Origin of the sequence: Cypionkella sp. (assembly GCF_030652235.1) — a bacterium.
Lineage (GTDB): Bacteria > Pseudomonadota > Alphaproteobacteria > Rhodobacterales > Rhodobacteraceae > Cypionkella.
In genome coordinates this window covers 74702-88346 of the sequence record NZ_JAUSBA010000042.1, presented here as the reverse complement: position 1 = coordinate 88346, position 13645 = coordinate 74702, and the positions used below count along the sequence as shown (strand labels likewise).

The following is a 13645-nucleotide window of genomic DNA, read 5'->3' as shown; positions in this document are numbered from 1 at the left end:
AACCTGCCGCCTTTTTATTTGCGCGGCAGCAAGCGGGTTTGCGCACGCGCGCCCAAGGCGAAGCCGGTGCTGGTGATCACAGCGCAGGTGGCGTAGCTGAGGCCCGCGACGGTCAGGATCGTCAGCGGGCGCTGGGTCAACATCTGCGCCGTCTCAGCCAGATTTTGCCCGATCCACAGCCGCAGCGCTATGCCGTGTAGCAGGAAGATGATCAAGGCGAGCAGGGCAAACCATGCACCATAGGCCAGCACGGGTTTGATCCCGGCGGGTGTTTGGTGACGGGTGACCCAAGTGCTGCCACAAGATCGCGCGGCGACCAGCAGCGGCAGCACGACGATCAGGGCGGTGCCAAAGCTGAGTTGGGCGCGGATCACCGCCTCGAACATGGTCAGCAAGGCGATGGTGACGGCGGCGGTCAGCACCAACACAAGCATGAAACGCAGGGAAAGCCGGGTCCGCATCGCTTAGCCAATCTCAAACAGCAGGCGGGTGCGGAACGACAGCATCCAGTCGGCGCGCTCGATGGCCATGGCGCGACCGGGGGCGGTCTGCATGGTATCGACCAGTTTCAGCAGTTTGGTCTCAATGTGGTCTAACGCGAAGGCGCGGTCGTCATGCGGGCGGTGCAGCGCCATCGGGTCTTCGGCATCAAACAGCCCGCCACCCATCGCGCCCGAAACATGAAACATCCGGGCGATGCCGATCGCGCCCAGAGCCTCCAGCCGGTCGGCGTCTTGCAGCACGCGGGCTTCGGCTGTTACGGGTGTGATTGCGGCAGAAAAGCTGTGCGCGGCGATGGCATGGCCGACGGCAGACAGTTTGGCCTCGGGGAAGCCATCCAAGCGCAGGAAATGGCCGGCGGCTTCAGCGGACAGCGTTGAAGCGCGGGCGCGCTCGGGGTGGGATTTCGGCAGGTTGACCAGATCATGGAAGATGCAAGCCGCCAGTAAGATGTCCAGATCGCAGGGTTCATCCATCGCGATCAGCTTGGCGCGCGCCCAGACGCGGCGCAGATGGCCCAGATCATGCGCGCCATCGGCAGGATGCGCGGACCATTGCCGGGCGACTTCGGCCTCGTAGCGGGATTGGGTGGCTGAATGGGTCATATTTTTGAGACATCCGTTGCGATGATGCCAAGCTCTTTGGCGGCGGAAAGCGAAAGTTCCGGGCTGTCGAGGCCGCGATCGGCTTGAAACTGCCGGACCGCTTCGGAGGTGGTTGCGTCCATCATTCCGGTGACCGGTGCTATATAGAGCCCACGCGCCTTCAAGGCGCGTTGTAGGGTGGCGACGAAGTTCACCGTCATGTCTTGCGGGCAGGGCGCGCGGAACCAGACCTCTTCATGATCTTGCAGCAGGCGCTGGTGGGTCTTGGTTTGATAGGTGGCGGGAGAGGTCACTTTTCCCAGCGCATCGCGTTGCTCATCCGTGACGACAAGCTGTTCGGTGGTGGTTTCAATCACGGCGGGGGTGGTGTCTTTTGCCCAGCACGTACCTTCAGACTGCGGTGGTTGCTGGCCTTCCTTCAGGCGCATCAATTCGATGCCAAGGTTACTTACGGCGGGTGCCGTTACCGAGACCTGCTGGGTACAGCCAGCCAAAATCAGAGCACAGCCAAAAATCAGACGAAAAATCATGCCATGCCCGTATTGCGCCCCGTTTGCTCCGGGCCCTGTTGGGGTCCAGCTTAACCGCAAATGGCGGCTGTGCAAAGATGCTTGGCCGCTGGGGCCTTGCAGGGGATCGGCGGGGGTGACGGAATTGCACCGAACTGTGACGGTGCTGCACTGGCAAAGGCTGTGACTTTGGCCTATGTCGGCGTCAGAGCCGTTGGGTATTAAGAAACAGGGAAAATAGCATGGCGAAGATCGTTTACGTCGAGTTTGGTGGCAAGGAACATGTGGTCAACGTCTCGAACGGCTTGACGGTGATGGAGGGCGCACGCGACAATGGCATCCCGGGTATTGAAGCCGATTGCGGCGGGGCCTGCGCTTGTTCAACCTGCCACGTCTATGTCGACCCGGCTTGGGTGGATAAGCTGCCCAAGAAGGACGCAATGGAAGAAGATATGCTGGATTTCGCATGGAATCCCGATCCGGTAACGTCGCGTCTGACCTGCCAGATCAAGGTCAGTGATGCGCTGGACGGTCTGCGCGTGCTGATGCCGCAAAAGCAGATCTGAGTATTTGCTCTTTTCGAAATACTCTCGGGGTTTGGGGGCGAGCCCCCAATTAAATTCGTCTTTCTATGAATTTCGACGTTCTGCTTAGAACGGATGCGCCCGGCCGTCCCAAGTCTCAAAACACCCGGTTGTCGCCAGTGAGAGGGCGGCAAAGCGGGCGGCGAGGCCCAGTGCGGATTGGGCTTCGGTGATATCCGCGCCCGCACCGCCCATCTCGGTCTGCACCCAGCCGGGGTGATAGATGCCCACCGCGATGCCCTGCGATTTCAGATCACTGGCAAGGTTACGGCCAAGGTTGAGCGCTGCGGCCTTTGACGCGCGGTAGATATAGCTGCCGCCGGGGGCTGTGGTATCGGACGCCATTTGCGACGAGATGATCGCGATTTTGCCGCCCGCGCGCCGCAAGGCAGGCAGCAGGGATTGTACGCTCAGAAACACCCCGACGACATTGGTGTTGAACCCCTCGGTCCAAAGCGCGGGCGCGTAACCGTCATCCAGCTGCTGGCCACGATCTGGATAGACCCCGGCGTTGCAGATCAAAAGATCAAGTGTCTCAATGCTTTGGCCGAGGGCGCGCTGGCCTGCGGGGTCGGTCACATCCAGCGTGAACAGCCCCGGCGTGGGCTTGCGGGCAGTGCCGATCACCACCGCACCTGCCGCTTGGTAATGCTGCAGCAGGGCGCGCCCGATGCCGCGGGTGGCCCCTGTGATCAAGGTGGTCATCAGTTGGCCTTTCTGGGTGGCATGAACGGCAAGGGCGCCACAGGCACGCCATCTTCGATCAAAGCCCGGGCCTCGGCGGGCTTGGCCTCGCCATAAATTGCGCGCTGGTCGATTTCACCGTCATGCATCCGGCGGGCTTCAGCGGCGAAGTTCAGCCCGACATATTCCGAGTTCGCCTCGACCTGTCGGCGCAACTCGGTCATGGCGGCTTCCAGCTCGGTGGTGGGTTCGCTGAGTTTGGGTTTGGCCCTGGCCTCGCCTGCGTTGCGGGCGGGGCGTACTGCCGGGGCCATCAGGGTTTTGTCAATGGCGCTATCGCCGCAGATCGGACAGTTGATCCGCCCCGCGCTCGCCAAGCTTTCATAACCTTCGGCAGACTGAAACCAGCTGTCAAAACCGTGGGAATTGCTGCATTGAAGGGAATAGCTGATCATGCTTGGGCCAAAACTGGGTAGGATTTTTACCTAAGCAGGCTGCGCCGCTTTTCAAGTGGTTGCAAGCGCTTGCTCGGCCCCAAGCTCGGGCAATTCGGCCAAAAGATTGGCGCTGAGCCCAAGTAGCAGCTGGCGCAATTCCGGCTCTATCACCATGCGGGCGGCTTTCTCGGCGGCAAACCATTTGCGCCGACGTTCCTTGCGTTCAGGGAATTTGTCGACAAGTTTCGAGACACGCAGCGCAAACACTTTGACCACACATTCGCTGCTGCGCTTTGAAGTCAGAAGTTTGACATAGTTGAACATCCCGATAGCAGTTTCGGCGATGTCACCGCGCACGCCGGCTTCTTCCCACGCCTCTTGCTGCGCCGCCTCGGACGCAGAGCGATTGTCCATTGGCCAACCCTTTGGGATCACCCAGCGCCCGGTGTCGCGGCTGGTGATCAACAACACCTCAACCTTGCTGCGGTGCATCCGCCAGCAGATCGCGCCGTATTGATCCGGGTGAACGGCAGCCTCGTCCAGAGGCGCTATGGGTTGGATCTGATTCATCTGCATCGGCCTTCAACGCGTACCTGATAAACTGCGGTTCTTCAGGGCCGCATTCAAGAGCACCTATCGCATATTGGTTAAGATTTGCATAGTATTGCAAAGGGTTGTTCAGTCAAAATCTGTTACAAAAGCGTTACAGTTCGGTAGCGGCGGGCAAAAGGGCGGAAATGGCAGTGACTGCCGCATTGTTCATCGGATCAGAGATTTATCGCGGTTCCAGCTATGGCGGTGGGCATCCGTTGCGGGTGCCAAGGGTGTCTACGGTGATGGATTTGGCGCGGGCTTTGGGGTGGCTGGAGGGCTGCTATCGGACCAGCCCATGTGCCAAGCCAGCGGCGCTTTTGGCGTTTCACACGGCGGAATATATCGCGGCCTTGAAAGCGGCAGAGGCGGGCGAGATCGCAGCTGCGGCGATGGCGCGGCATCACCTTGGCACCCTGTCCAATCCGGTCTTTCCGCAGATTTACCGCCGTCCGGCGACGGGGGCGGGCGGGGTGTTGCTGGCGTCGGAGTTGTTGGCTGCGGGTGGTGCGGTGCATGTGCCGGGCGGTGGCACCCATCACGGGCTGCCTGACCGTGCCAACGGGTTTTGCTATCTGAACGATCCGGTGCTGGCGATCATGGCGTTGCGGCGGATGGGGCTGCGGGTGGCCTATGTTGATCTGGACGCGCATCATTGCGATGGGGTGGAATTTGCCTTTGCGGGCGTGCCAGAGGTGCTGCTGATCTCGGTGCATGAGGAAGCGCGATGGCCGTTTACCGGAGCTTTGGGGGTGGCTGGGGGGAATTGCGTCAATCTGCCAGTGCCTGCGCAGTACAATGACTCTGAGGCGCGGCTGGTTCTGCAGGAGATGATTTTGCCGCGATTGCAGGCGTTTGGGCCGCAGGTGATCGTGCTGCAAGCCGGGGCGGATGCATTGCGGGAGGACCCGTTGTCGCGCTTGGCTTTGTCGAACAACTCTTACGTCGAGGCGTTGAGGGCGATCAGGCCGATGGCACCTCGGTTGATGCTGCTGGGGGGTGGCGGCTATAATCCGTGGTCGGTGGCGCGGTGCTGGACACTGCTCTGGGCGGAGTTGTCTGGGCGAGCGGTGCCCGATCTGTTGCCCGAGGCGGCGCAGTCGGTGTTGCGGGCTTTAAGTTGGGGTGGCGGCGGGCGGGCTTTGCCTGCGCCCGCGCTGCTGACGACTTTGCGGGATGCGCCACGCGAAGGGGGCATCCGCGATGAGTTGCGCGCGCGGATGGCGGTTTTGGCGCGGGCTTAAGCAGGGTTTCGCAGCTGGTGGGTGCCTCAAGTTGCGGTTTGTCTGGCCTTACGCTAAAGCCAAGCCTAGCTTTAGCCGGAGAAACCCGTGTCAGAAAACCCTGTGTCCGCCCTGCGTATGAAGGTCGCCTGCATCACCACGGTGCGCAATGACCGGATTTTTCTGCGCAAATGGATCGACTATTACGGCGGCAATTTCGGGCGGCAATCGCTGTTCGTGATCATCGATGGGCTGGATGAGACGATCCCGCAGGGCTTTGAGGGCGTGAACTTTCTGCATCTGCGTCACCGCGATTGGGCGGCGGAAATCAGCAACACCCCGATGCGGCGGGTGGTGATGGAGCATAACCGTTCGCGCGCTATTTCCGATCTGGCCCGCACGCTGTGGCGCTATGATTACGATGCGGTGATCGCCACCGATGTCGATGAGTTTTTGGTGGCGGACCCCGCGCGGCACGCCAGCCTGAACGCGTTCATTCAGGGTCATCAGGCGCGGACCTCGACTCTGTCGGGGCTGGGGTTGGATGTGGTGCAGGACTTGAAATCGGAACCTGCGATTGATCCGTCGCAGCCGTTTCTGGCGCAGCGCAGCGTGGCCGTGGTGTCAAATGCCTATACCAAGCCGGTTCTGGCGTTCAAACCTGTAACATGGGGCGCGGGTCTGCACCGGGTAAAGCGGCGGAATTTCCACATTCATCCGGACCTGTTTATGTTCCATTTCGGTATGATTGATTATGAGACCGCGATGGGGCGAGCGAATGATCCCAACCTGATCGCGGCAGGCTGGGGCCCGCACATGCAGCGCCGCGAAGTGCTGTTTCGCATGGTGGAAGCGGCGACTGCGGTGGAAGGTGAGCCTTTGTTTGACGGTGCCCGGCGGCGCATGACTTGGGTGCGCAGGCCCTTGGCGTGGAATAAGCCCGCCAAACTGCCGGGGCCGCCGGTGGTGACTATACCGGAGCGGCTGAGGGCGGTGCTGTGAGCCAGCCGATTGATGCGGTGCTGACATGGGTCGATGGTGAAGACCCTGCGCATCTGGCCAAGCGCCGTGCCTATGATCCGGGGTTTGGCGCTGCGGGCGTGGAAGCCACGCGCTTTGCCAGCCGGGATGAGATTCGGTTTAGCCTCAGGGCCTTGTTGAAATTTGCGCCGTGGTTGCGCTGTGTTCACATCGTAACCGACGGGCAAGTGCCGCGCGTGGTGCAAGAGCTGTGGGCTGACCCGGCGATGTGCGAACGGATCAAGATTGTTGATCACTCGGTGATCTATCGCGGGCATGAGAATTTGTTGCCGATTTTCTCGGGCCGCACGATTGAGACGGCGCTCTTTCGCATCCCCGATCTGGCGGAGCGTTATATCTATCTGAACGATGATTTTTTCTTGATCCGCCCAGTGCAGCCTGCGGATTTCTTTACCGATATCGGGCCTGTGCTGCGCGGCCATTGGATGACGCGGGCCTATGGTTTGGTACCATGGTTGCAACTGGCGCTGGGTCGGCTGAAACGCCGGGGCAAGAATTGGCAGCCGGTGGGGTTTAAGTTGCAACAGTTGCGCGCGGCGCGGCTGGTCGGCGGGGGGGGGCGGTTTTTCAGCATTGGCCACACGCCGCATCCCTTGCGCTGCTCGACCTTCCAGCGGTTTGAGGCGGCACATCCGGGTGTAATTGAGGCGAATATGGCGCCGCGCTTTCGGCATGGCAGTCAGTTTAACCCGGCGAGTTTGGCCAATCATCTGGAATTGGCGGCGGGGACGGCGACCATCGCGGCCTCGGATAACACCGTCTATTTCCGCGCGGATGTGGATAAGCCCGCGCGGGTGCGTGAAAAGATCGCTGAAGCCGAGGCGCGCGAGGATGCTTTGTTCATCTGCGTCAACAGTCTGGATCAGGCATCGTCGCAGGTGCAGGCGGATATTCTGGAATTCCTGCGGCGGCGGATACTATAGTGCAGGCGGGCGTTTGCCGGGCCAGTCGGTGGCCAAATGATAGGCTTGGCCGATCGCCAAAATCTTGTCATCCGCCCCCACCGGCCCCGCAATCTGCATCCCCATCGGCAGGCCACTGGCACCAAACCCCACCGGCACGTTGAGCGCGGGCAGGCCGATCAGGCTGACCGGGATCACCACTTCCATCCAGCGGTGATAAGTGTCCATCGCATGGCCGTTGATGCTTTGTGGCCAGCGGGTTTCCACCGGAAACGGCCAGACTTGCGCGGTTGGCAGAATAACTGCGTCATATTTGCTAAAGAGCCGCGCAATATGGGCATAGTAGCGGCTGCGGATCGTGCTGGCTTCATAGACCGCCTGCGCCGTCAGGCCGCGGCCCTGCTCGATTTCCCAGATGGTTTCGGGTTTCAACTGCAGGCGCATGGCCGGATCGTCGTAAAGTGGCTTCATGCCACCCGCGTTCAGCATGGCGCGCAGGGTGGTCCACGCCTGCCACAGTTTCTCAGCCGGGAAGGGGGCGGCGATGGCTTCGACCTTGGCACCCTGATCAGTGAACACGCGCAGGCCGGCTTCGCAAAGGTCGAGAATCCCTGGCTCGAATTGATACGCACCACCCCAATCGCCGAGCCAAGCTATGCGTTTGCAGCGCAGGTCGGTGGCAAGCTGGCTGGCGAAATTGCTGCCTGTGCGGCCAAATGGCACTTCCGGGTTAACCCCGGCCTGCACCGTCAGCAGGTTCGCCACATCCTCGACGGTGCGTGCCATCGGGCCTTCGGTGGCGAGGGTGGCCAGATGGGTGTCGCCCTCGGCATCACCGGGCACCAGACCCCATGAGGGCCGAAAGCCATAGACATTGCAGAACGCCGCTGGGTTGCGCAAAGATCCCATCATGTCCGAGCCATCCGCCACTGGCACCAGCCGCGCGGCCAGTGCTGCGGCGGCCCCGCCCGAAGAACCGCCCGCCGTCACCGCCAGATCATAGGGATTTCGGGTAACGCCATGCACCGGGTTGAAGGAATGGCTGCCATGGCCCCATTCCGGCGTGTTTGTTTTGCCGATGAAGATCGCCCCTGCCGCGCGCATGCGGGCGGCCAGTAGATCATCCTTTGCGGGGATGAAATCGGCAAACAAAGGTGAGCCATAGGTGGTGCGCAAGCCCTTGGTGGCGCAGAGATCTTTCACCGCCAGCGGCAGGCCGTGCAGCCAGCCTGTGGGGGCAGAATCATCTGCGCGCGTAGCCTCGGCCAGCAATTCATCGCGATCCCGCAACGAAATCACCGCGTTCAGCGCAGGATTAAGCGCTGCGATCTGGTCGAGGTGTGCTGCCATTACTTCAGAGGGGGCCACCTTGCGGGCAGCGATCAACCGCGACAGCTCGGAGGCTGACAATTCATGCAATGCCAATTGGGTCATCCTCTGGCTCTACCACCCCAAGGCGATATGCTGGGGAAGGTTTGGAGGGGGCGGAAAGCCCTCTCCATTCTTGCGTGCAAGCGCTTAATATAAGGATGCGGGGATTGTTCACCCCCGCATCGCACTCAGATCCGACGGGTTACTTCTGAAGTTCGGTCCAGATTGCGGTCATGTATTCCTGCGCCTTAGCCGAACAGGTCGGCAGGAAGTGTCCAGCCGCCTTGAACTCCTCGGGGATCACCACTTCCGGCGCGGTTTTCATGTCTTCAGGCATGAACGCATCCGAACCGGCAATACCGTTGGCATAGCGCGCGAAGCCGGAAATCATCGCGGCATTTTCCGGTAGCATGATGAAGTCGATGAACTTGTAGGCTTCTTCGACGTTCTGCGCGTCTTTCAACAGGCCGACCGAATCCATCCACAGCACATAGCCTTCCTTCGGATAGCCATATTTGACATCCGGGTTGGCCAGACGTGCCCGCATGGTCGAGCCATTCCAGTTCACGCTTGCCGCCCAATCATTGTTCGACAATTTTTCGGTGGCCCCGTAATCCATCGAAATCCAGTTTGGCTTGGCTGCAACCAGCGCATCACGCACCTTTTTCAACACGGCGGTGTCTTCGGTGCAGGGCTGACCGCCTGCCCACATGATCGCGAGGTTGACCACGTCGTTCATTTCGGGAACCACGTTGATCTTGCCGACCAGTTCCGGCGGCACATTCAGGAAAATGTCTGAAGTGTTGATATCGCCGCCGTAAACCTTGGTGTTGACCGCAACGCCCGTCGAGCCCCACTGCCATGGCACGGTGTAAACGCGGCCTTTGTCCCAAGCCACGTCTTTCCACTCGGGTGCGATATTGCCCTTGTGCGGAAGTTTGCTGTCATCCAGTGGCACGATCAGGCCTTTTTCGGCCCAGATCTGCACATAGTTGGCGGAAGGCACCACCAAATCGAAGCCCGAACCACCAGCTTCGACTTTGGCCAAGGCCGCGTCGTTGCTGTCGTAATCGGTGACCGTAACCTTGATGCCGGTTTCTTTTTCAAACTTTGCAAGCAGTTCGGGAGAGGTGTAGTTGCCCCAGTTGAACAGTTGCAGCGTGCCTTCGGCGGATGCCAGCGAGGTGCTGGCAAGTAAAAGCAGCGTGGCCGAGAACAATTTATTCATAGTCGTCTCCCTTGGTTTCTTGTGGTTATTTCTGCAAATCGGTCCAGATCGCCGTCATGTATTCCAGCGCCTTGCCAGAGCAGGCTGGCATGAAATGCCCAGCGGCCTTGACCTCGGCCGGAATGTTGACTTCTGGTGCGGTTGCCATGTCGGGCGGCATAAATTCTGCCGAGCCCGTGATGCCGTTAGGATAACGCGCGAAGGCAGAAATCAGCGCGGCATTTTCCGGCAGGCTGATGAAGTCGAGGAATTTATAGGCTTCATCCACGTTCTGAGCTTCGGTCAGAAGTGCCACCGAGTCCATCCACAAAGGATAGCCCTCTTTCGGATAGCCATAGACCACATTAGGGTTTTTCAGCCGTGCGCGGAAGGTTTCACCCGACCAGTTTACCGATGCCGCCCAATCGCCGTTGGCCATGCGTTCGGTGGTGCCGTAATCCATCGAGATCCAGTATTGCCGCGCATTGATCAGCGCATCATGGGCTTTTTTCAGCACTGCGACATCCTCGGTGCAGGGCTTGCCGCCCGCCCACATCACCGCAAGGCCGACGACTTCGTTCATTTCAGGAACGACGTTGATCTTGCCCTTCAACTCATCCGGCGGGTTCAGGAAAATTTCCGAGGTGTTGGGATCGCCTTTATAGACCGAGGTATCTACCGAAACCCCGGTGGTGCCCCATTGCCAGGGAATCGTATAGTTGCGGCCCTTGTCCCATTCCACATCCATCCATTCCGGCGCGATGTTGCCGTGGTGTGGCAGTTTGGTCAGATCCAGCTTTTGGATCAGGCCCTTTTCGACATAAATCTGCACGAAATGCGCCGAAGGCACCACCAGATCATAGCCGCCGCCACCCACCGAAACCTTGGCCAAAGCTGTATCATTGCTGTCGTAATCGGTGACGGTCACCTTGATACCCGTCTCTTTTTCGAACTTTTCCAGCAGTTCGGGAGAGGTGTAGTCGCCCCAGTTGAACAGGTTCAACTGGCCTTCGGCGAGGGCAGGCAGGGCGGTGGTCAGCGAAAGGGCGATAGCAAGAGCGGACTTTTTCATACGGCGAGGCTCCGATGGTTAAGGTTAATCGTTTTTGCGGGTGAGCAAGAAAAAGGCGGTCAGCAGCACGATGGTCAGCGCCAGCAGCATCGAGGAAATCGCATTGATTTCTGGCGTCAACTGGCGGCGCATCTGGCCGAGCATATAGGTGGGCAAAGTGTCTTGGCCGCCCGATTTAGTGAACTCGGTGATCACCACATCATCAAGGCTGATCACGAAAGCCAGCATCGCGCCCGCGATCACGCCGGGCAGCAGGATCGGCAGAGTGACATGGCGGAAGGTTTGCCATGGCGTTGCGTAAAGATCGGCCGCAGCAGTTTCCAGCGTCATATCCATGCCTTCAAGACGGGCGCGGATTGGCAGATAGGCAAAGGGGATGCAGAATGCGGCGTGTGCGAAGATCACATAGCCGATGCCTTGGATGCCGGTGGCCTGTTTCACCATGCCGAACAGGATTAACAAGGACACGGCGGTGACGATTTCCGGCACCATCAGGGGTTGGTTGATCATCACATAGATGAAGGTCTGGCCTTTGAACGCCTTGCGCCGTGTGGTTCCCAAGGCGGCCATGGTGGCGACAGCGGTGGAGATCACCGCCGCACAGACCGCGATCAGCAAGGATCGCACGGTAGCGTCTTTGACGGCGTCGTTGTTCCACGCCTTGACGTACCAATCCCAAGAAAATCCGCCCCACACCGCGACCGATTGGCTGGCGTTGAAGGAATAGGCCACCAGCGTCAGGATTGGCAAATACAGTGCGATGAAGACGATAATGGCGGTGGTGGTGAAGCCGGGAAGTTTGGCGACGGAGAAGGTTTTAGTGGCCATTGGATACATCCCGGTTGGCGTATTTCACATAGATCAGCAGGGCGGCCGTCACGATCACCAGCAGCGTCAGCGACAAAGCCGCGCCCAGCGGCCAGTTGCGGCCCTGACCAAATTGCAGATCAATAAAGTTGCCGATCATCATCTGCTTGCCGCCACCCAGCACGCGCGGGGTGACGTATGCGCCCAAGGAGGGCACGAACACGAGGATTGATCCGGCGATGATACCGGGTTTCACGATGGGCAGGATCACGCGCCGCAGCACCTGCATGCGGCTGGCGTAAAGGTCGTAGCCCGCCTCCAACAGCCTCATGTCAAATCGGTCGATGGCTGCGAACAACGGCAACACCATCAGCGGCAGATAGACATAAGCCATGCCGATGAACACGGCGGTGTCGGTGTAGATCAGCCGGATCGGCTCCGAGATCGCGCCGAGTTTCAGCAACACGGTGTTCATGAGACCTTCGTTGCGGATCACTTCATTGATCGCGTAGGTGCGGATCAACAGGTTGGTCCAGAACGGAATGGTTATCAGAAACAGCCACAGGGCGCGGGATTTCTGCGGGCGGGTGGCGATGAACCATGCTGTCGGAAAGCCCACGGCAAAGGTCAGAACGGTGGTCAGCACCGACAGTTTGATCGAGCGCCAAAAGATGCTGATATTGGCATCGGCAAGGCCATAGGTGTCGTCAAAGATGTCCTTGGTCCACAGGATGCCGCGCCAACCGTCCAGCGAGAATTGCCATTCGACATTGCCGTATTGGCCGGGGGCCAGGAAGGAATACACCACCACGATCATCAAGGGGCCAACGGCGAACAGCGTCAGGATCACAAGCGCCGGGGTCGAGAGCAACCAGCCGTTGCGGGTGGATTGCGCGGCTTGGGCTTTTTCAGCGGCGCTCATTCAATCCTCCAGCACTTGGGCGGAGCCGGGGGTAAACGTGACGCCCACGGTTTGGCCTGCTTGCAGTGCGGCCTCACCTGTCACGTCAGATACCACGCAAGCCTCTATCTCGGTGCCATCGGCGAGATGCAGTTGGTAGTTCATATCGGTGCCCATATAGACCACGCCACGCACGGTGGCGGGCAGGGTGCCGGGCTCGGCTGTGGGCGAAAGTTTCACCTGTTCGGGGCGAACGGTGACGGTCACAGTGCCGGACTTGGTCAAGACCGGGGCGGGCATTTGGTAGCCGCCCGCCAGCGTCAAAGTGGTGCCGTCCGAGGTGGCGGGCATGAAGTTGGTCTCGCCGATGAAGCTTGCAACAAACCGGTTCAGCGGGCGGGTGTAGATTTCACGCGGCGTGCCAACCTGTTGCAGCTTGCCCGCTGACATGACGCCGATGCGGTCGGACATCGTTAGGGCTTCTTCCTGATCGTGGGTCACGAAGATAAAGGTGATGCCTGTTTCGGTTTGCAGGCGTTTGAGTTCGCCCTGCATCTCGCGGCGCAATTTCAAATCGAGCGCAGAGAGCGGCTCGTCCAGCAGCAGCACTTTCGGCGCCGGGGCCAAAGCCCGCGCCAAGGCCACCCTTTGTTGCTGGCCACCGGAAAGCTGCGAGGTTTTGCGCGAGGCCAACTCCTCCAGCTTCACCAGCGCTAGCATGCGGTCCACTGTGGCCTTGACCTCGGCGCGCGGGCGGCCCTGCATTTCCAAACCGAAGCCGATGTTCTGAGCAACGGTCAGATGCGGGAACAGAGCGTAGGATTGAAATACCGTGTTCACCGGGCGCTTGTTTGGCGGCAGGTAGGTGATGTCTTGGCCATCGAGCAGGATGGTGCCCGAGGTTGGCATCTCAAACCCTGCGATCAGACGTAAAAGAGTGGTCTTGCCACAGCCCGATGGTCCAAGCAGGGTAAAGAATTCACCCTTGCGGATTTCGACAGACACATCGTTCAGTGCGCGGACGGCGTTGTCGCCCTGTCCGAATGCTTTGACGGCATTTCGGGCCTCGACGGCGTTGGTTTGGCTCAAGGTGACTCGCTCCCGTTGATTTTGATCATATTGTGCCGCGGGCAAGCCCGGGCGCAACATAAACTTCGCCTTATGTGCCGAAAGACTAGGCAGTTGCCGCTTAAGTTGTACAAATGCCTAA

At 59.8% G+C, this 13645-nt stretch carries 16 protein-coding genes; 4 read left to right on the top strand and 12 right to left on the bottom strand.

The window, feature by feature from the left end:
- Positions 1–14 precede the first annotated feature (14 nt).
- The 3 genes from Q7V03_RS14410 to Q7V03_RS14400 are packed head-to-tail and all read right to left on the bottom strand — an operon-like array spanning position 15 to position 1636.
- Entirely contained in the window at positions 15–461 is a 447-nt protein-coding gene (locus tag Q7V03_RS14410; protein ID WP_304926290.1) for a hypothetical protein, read from the bottom strand.
- 3 nt (positions 462–464) lie between these two features.
- The gene (locus Q7V03_RS14405) at positions 465–1106 is read right to left on the bottom strand and encodes an HD domain-containing protein (RefSeq protein WP_304926289.1); all 642 of its coding nucleotides are present in this window, start codon (positions 1104–1106) and stop codon (positions 465–467) included.
- Positions 1103–1636: a peptidoglycan-binding protein gene (locus Q7V03_RS14400; RefSeq protein ID WP_304926288.1), complete on the bottom strand. Its 534-nt coding sequence runs from the start codon at positions 1634–1636 to the stop codon at positions 1103–1105. The genes Q7V03_RS14405 and Q7V03_RS14400 overlap by 4 nt, the downstream gene beginning before the upstream one ends.
- Before the next feature lie 221 nt (positions 1637–1857).
- Here Q7V03_RS14400 and Q7V03_RS14395 point away from each other — a divergent pair, with 221 nt between their 5' ends.
- Positions 1858–2181 (top strand): 2Fe-2S iron-sulfur cluster-binding protein, encoded by a 324-nt coding sequence (locus Q7V03_RS14395; protein WP_304926287.1) that lies wholly within the window; start codon positions 1858–1860, stop codon positions 2179–2181.
- A gap of 84 nt (positions 2182–2265) precedes the next feature.
- Here Q7V03_RS14395 and Q7V03_RS14390 read toward each other — a convergent pair whose 3' ends face one another.
- Genes Q7V03_RS14390 through Q7V03_RS14380 form a run of 3 tightly spaced genes read right to left on the bottom strand, consistent with a single transcriptional unit; the run spans position 2266 to position 3896 of the window.
- On the bottom strand, positions 2266–2904 hold the full coding sequence (locus Q7V03_RS14390; RefSeq protein ID WP_304926286.1) for an SDR family NAD(P)-dependent oxidoreductase: 639 nt from the start codon (positions 2902–2904) through the stop codon (positions 2266–2268).
- The gene (locus Q7V03_RS14385; RefSeq protein WP_304926285.1) at positions 2904–3338 is read right to left on the bottom strand and encodes a DUF1178 family protein; all 435 of its coding nucleotides are present in this window, start codon (positions 3336–3338) and stop codon (positions 2904–2906) included. The genes Q7V03_RS14390 and Q7V03_RS14385 overlap by 1 nt, the downstream gene beginning before the upstream one ends.
- A gap of 51 nt (positions 3339–3389) precedes the next feature.
- Positions 3390–3896, bottom strand: coding sequence for an NUDIX hydrolase (locus tag Q7V03_RS14380; protein WP_304926284.1), 507 nt, complete (start codon positions 3894–3896; stop codon positions 3390–3392).
- Positions 3897–4057: 161 nt separating this feature from the next.
- Between Q7V03_RS14380 and Q7V03_RS14375 the strand changes: the two genes are divergently transcribed.
- The 3 genes from Q7V03_RS14375 to Q7V03_RS14365 all read left to right on the top strand — a co-directional run bounded on the left by Q7V03_RS14375 (position 4058) and on the right by Q7V03_RS14365 (position 7098).
- The gene (locus tag Q7V03_RS14375; protein WP_304926283.1) at positions 4058–5155 is read left to right on the top strand and encodes an acetoin utilization protein AcuC; all 1098 of its coding nucleotides are present in this window, start codon (positions 4058–4060) and stop codon (positions 5153–5155) included.
- Between the two features lie 87 nt (positions 5156–5242).
- On the top strand, positions 5243–6136 hold the full coding sequence (locus Q7V03_RS14370) for a glycosyltransferase family 2 protein (RefSeq protein WP_304926282.1): 894 nt from the start codon (positions 5243–5245) through the stop codon (positions 6134–6136).
- On the top strand, positions 6133–7098 hold the full coding sequence (locus Q7V03_RS14365; protein WP_304926281.1) for a Stealth CR1 domain-containing protein: 966 nt from the start codon (positions 6133–6135) through the stop codon (positions 7096–7098). The genes Q7V03_RS14370 and Q7V03_RS14365 overlap by 4 nt, the downstream gene beginning before the upstream one ends.
- On the opposite strand, the gene Q7V03_RS14360 is transcribed toward Q7V03_RS14365, so the two are convergent.
- The 6 genes from Q7V03_RS14360 to Q7V03_RS14335 all read right to left on the bottom strand — a co-directional run bounded on the left by Q7V03_RS14360 (position 7093) and on the right by Q7V03_RS14335 (position 13524).
- Positions 7093–8511 carry an amidase gene (locus Q7V03_RS14360; protein WP_304926280.1) on the bottom strand — a complete coding sequence of 473 codons (1419 nt, stop codon included), beginning with the start codon at positions 8509–8511 and terminating at the stop codon, positions 7093–7095. The two genes, Q7V03_RS14365 and Q7V03_RS14360, sit on opposite strands and share 6 nt — an antisense overlap.
- 139 nt (positions 8512–8650) lie before the next feature.
- On the bottom strand, positions 8651–9676 hold the full coding sequence (locus Q7V03_RS14355) for an extracellular solute-binding protein (RefSeq protein ID WP_304926279.1): 1026 nt from the start codon (positions 9674–9676) through the stop codon (positions 8651–8653).
- Between the two features lie 25 nt (positions 9677–9701).
- A complete protein-coding gene (locus Q7V03_RS14350; protein WP_304926278.1) occupies positions 9702–10727 on the bottom strand; it encodes an extracellular solute-binding protein in 1026 nt (341 codons plus the stop codon).
- Between the two features lie 24 nt (positions 10728–10751).
- On the bottom strand, positions 10752–11555 hold the full coding sequence (locus tag Q7V03_RS14345; protein ID WP_304926277.1) for an ABC transporter permease: 804 nt from the start codon (positions 11553–11555) through the stop codon (positions 10752–10754).
- Positions 11545–12456 carry an ABC transporter permease gene (locus tag Q7V03_RS14340; protein WP_304926276.1) on the bottom strand — a complete coding sequence of 304 codons (912 nt, stop codon included), beginning with the start codon at positions 12454–12456 and terminating at the stop codon, positions 11545–11547. The genes Q7V03_RS14345 and Q7V03_RS14340 overlap by 11 nt, the downstream gene beginning before the upstream one ends.
- Complete coding sequence (locus Q7V03_RS14335; RefSeq protein WP_304926275.1) at positions 12457–13524, bottom strand: ABC transporter ATP-binding protein; 1068 nt, start codon at positions 13522–13524, stop codon at positions 12457–12459.
- Positions 13525–13645 lie beyond the last annotated feature (121 nt).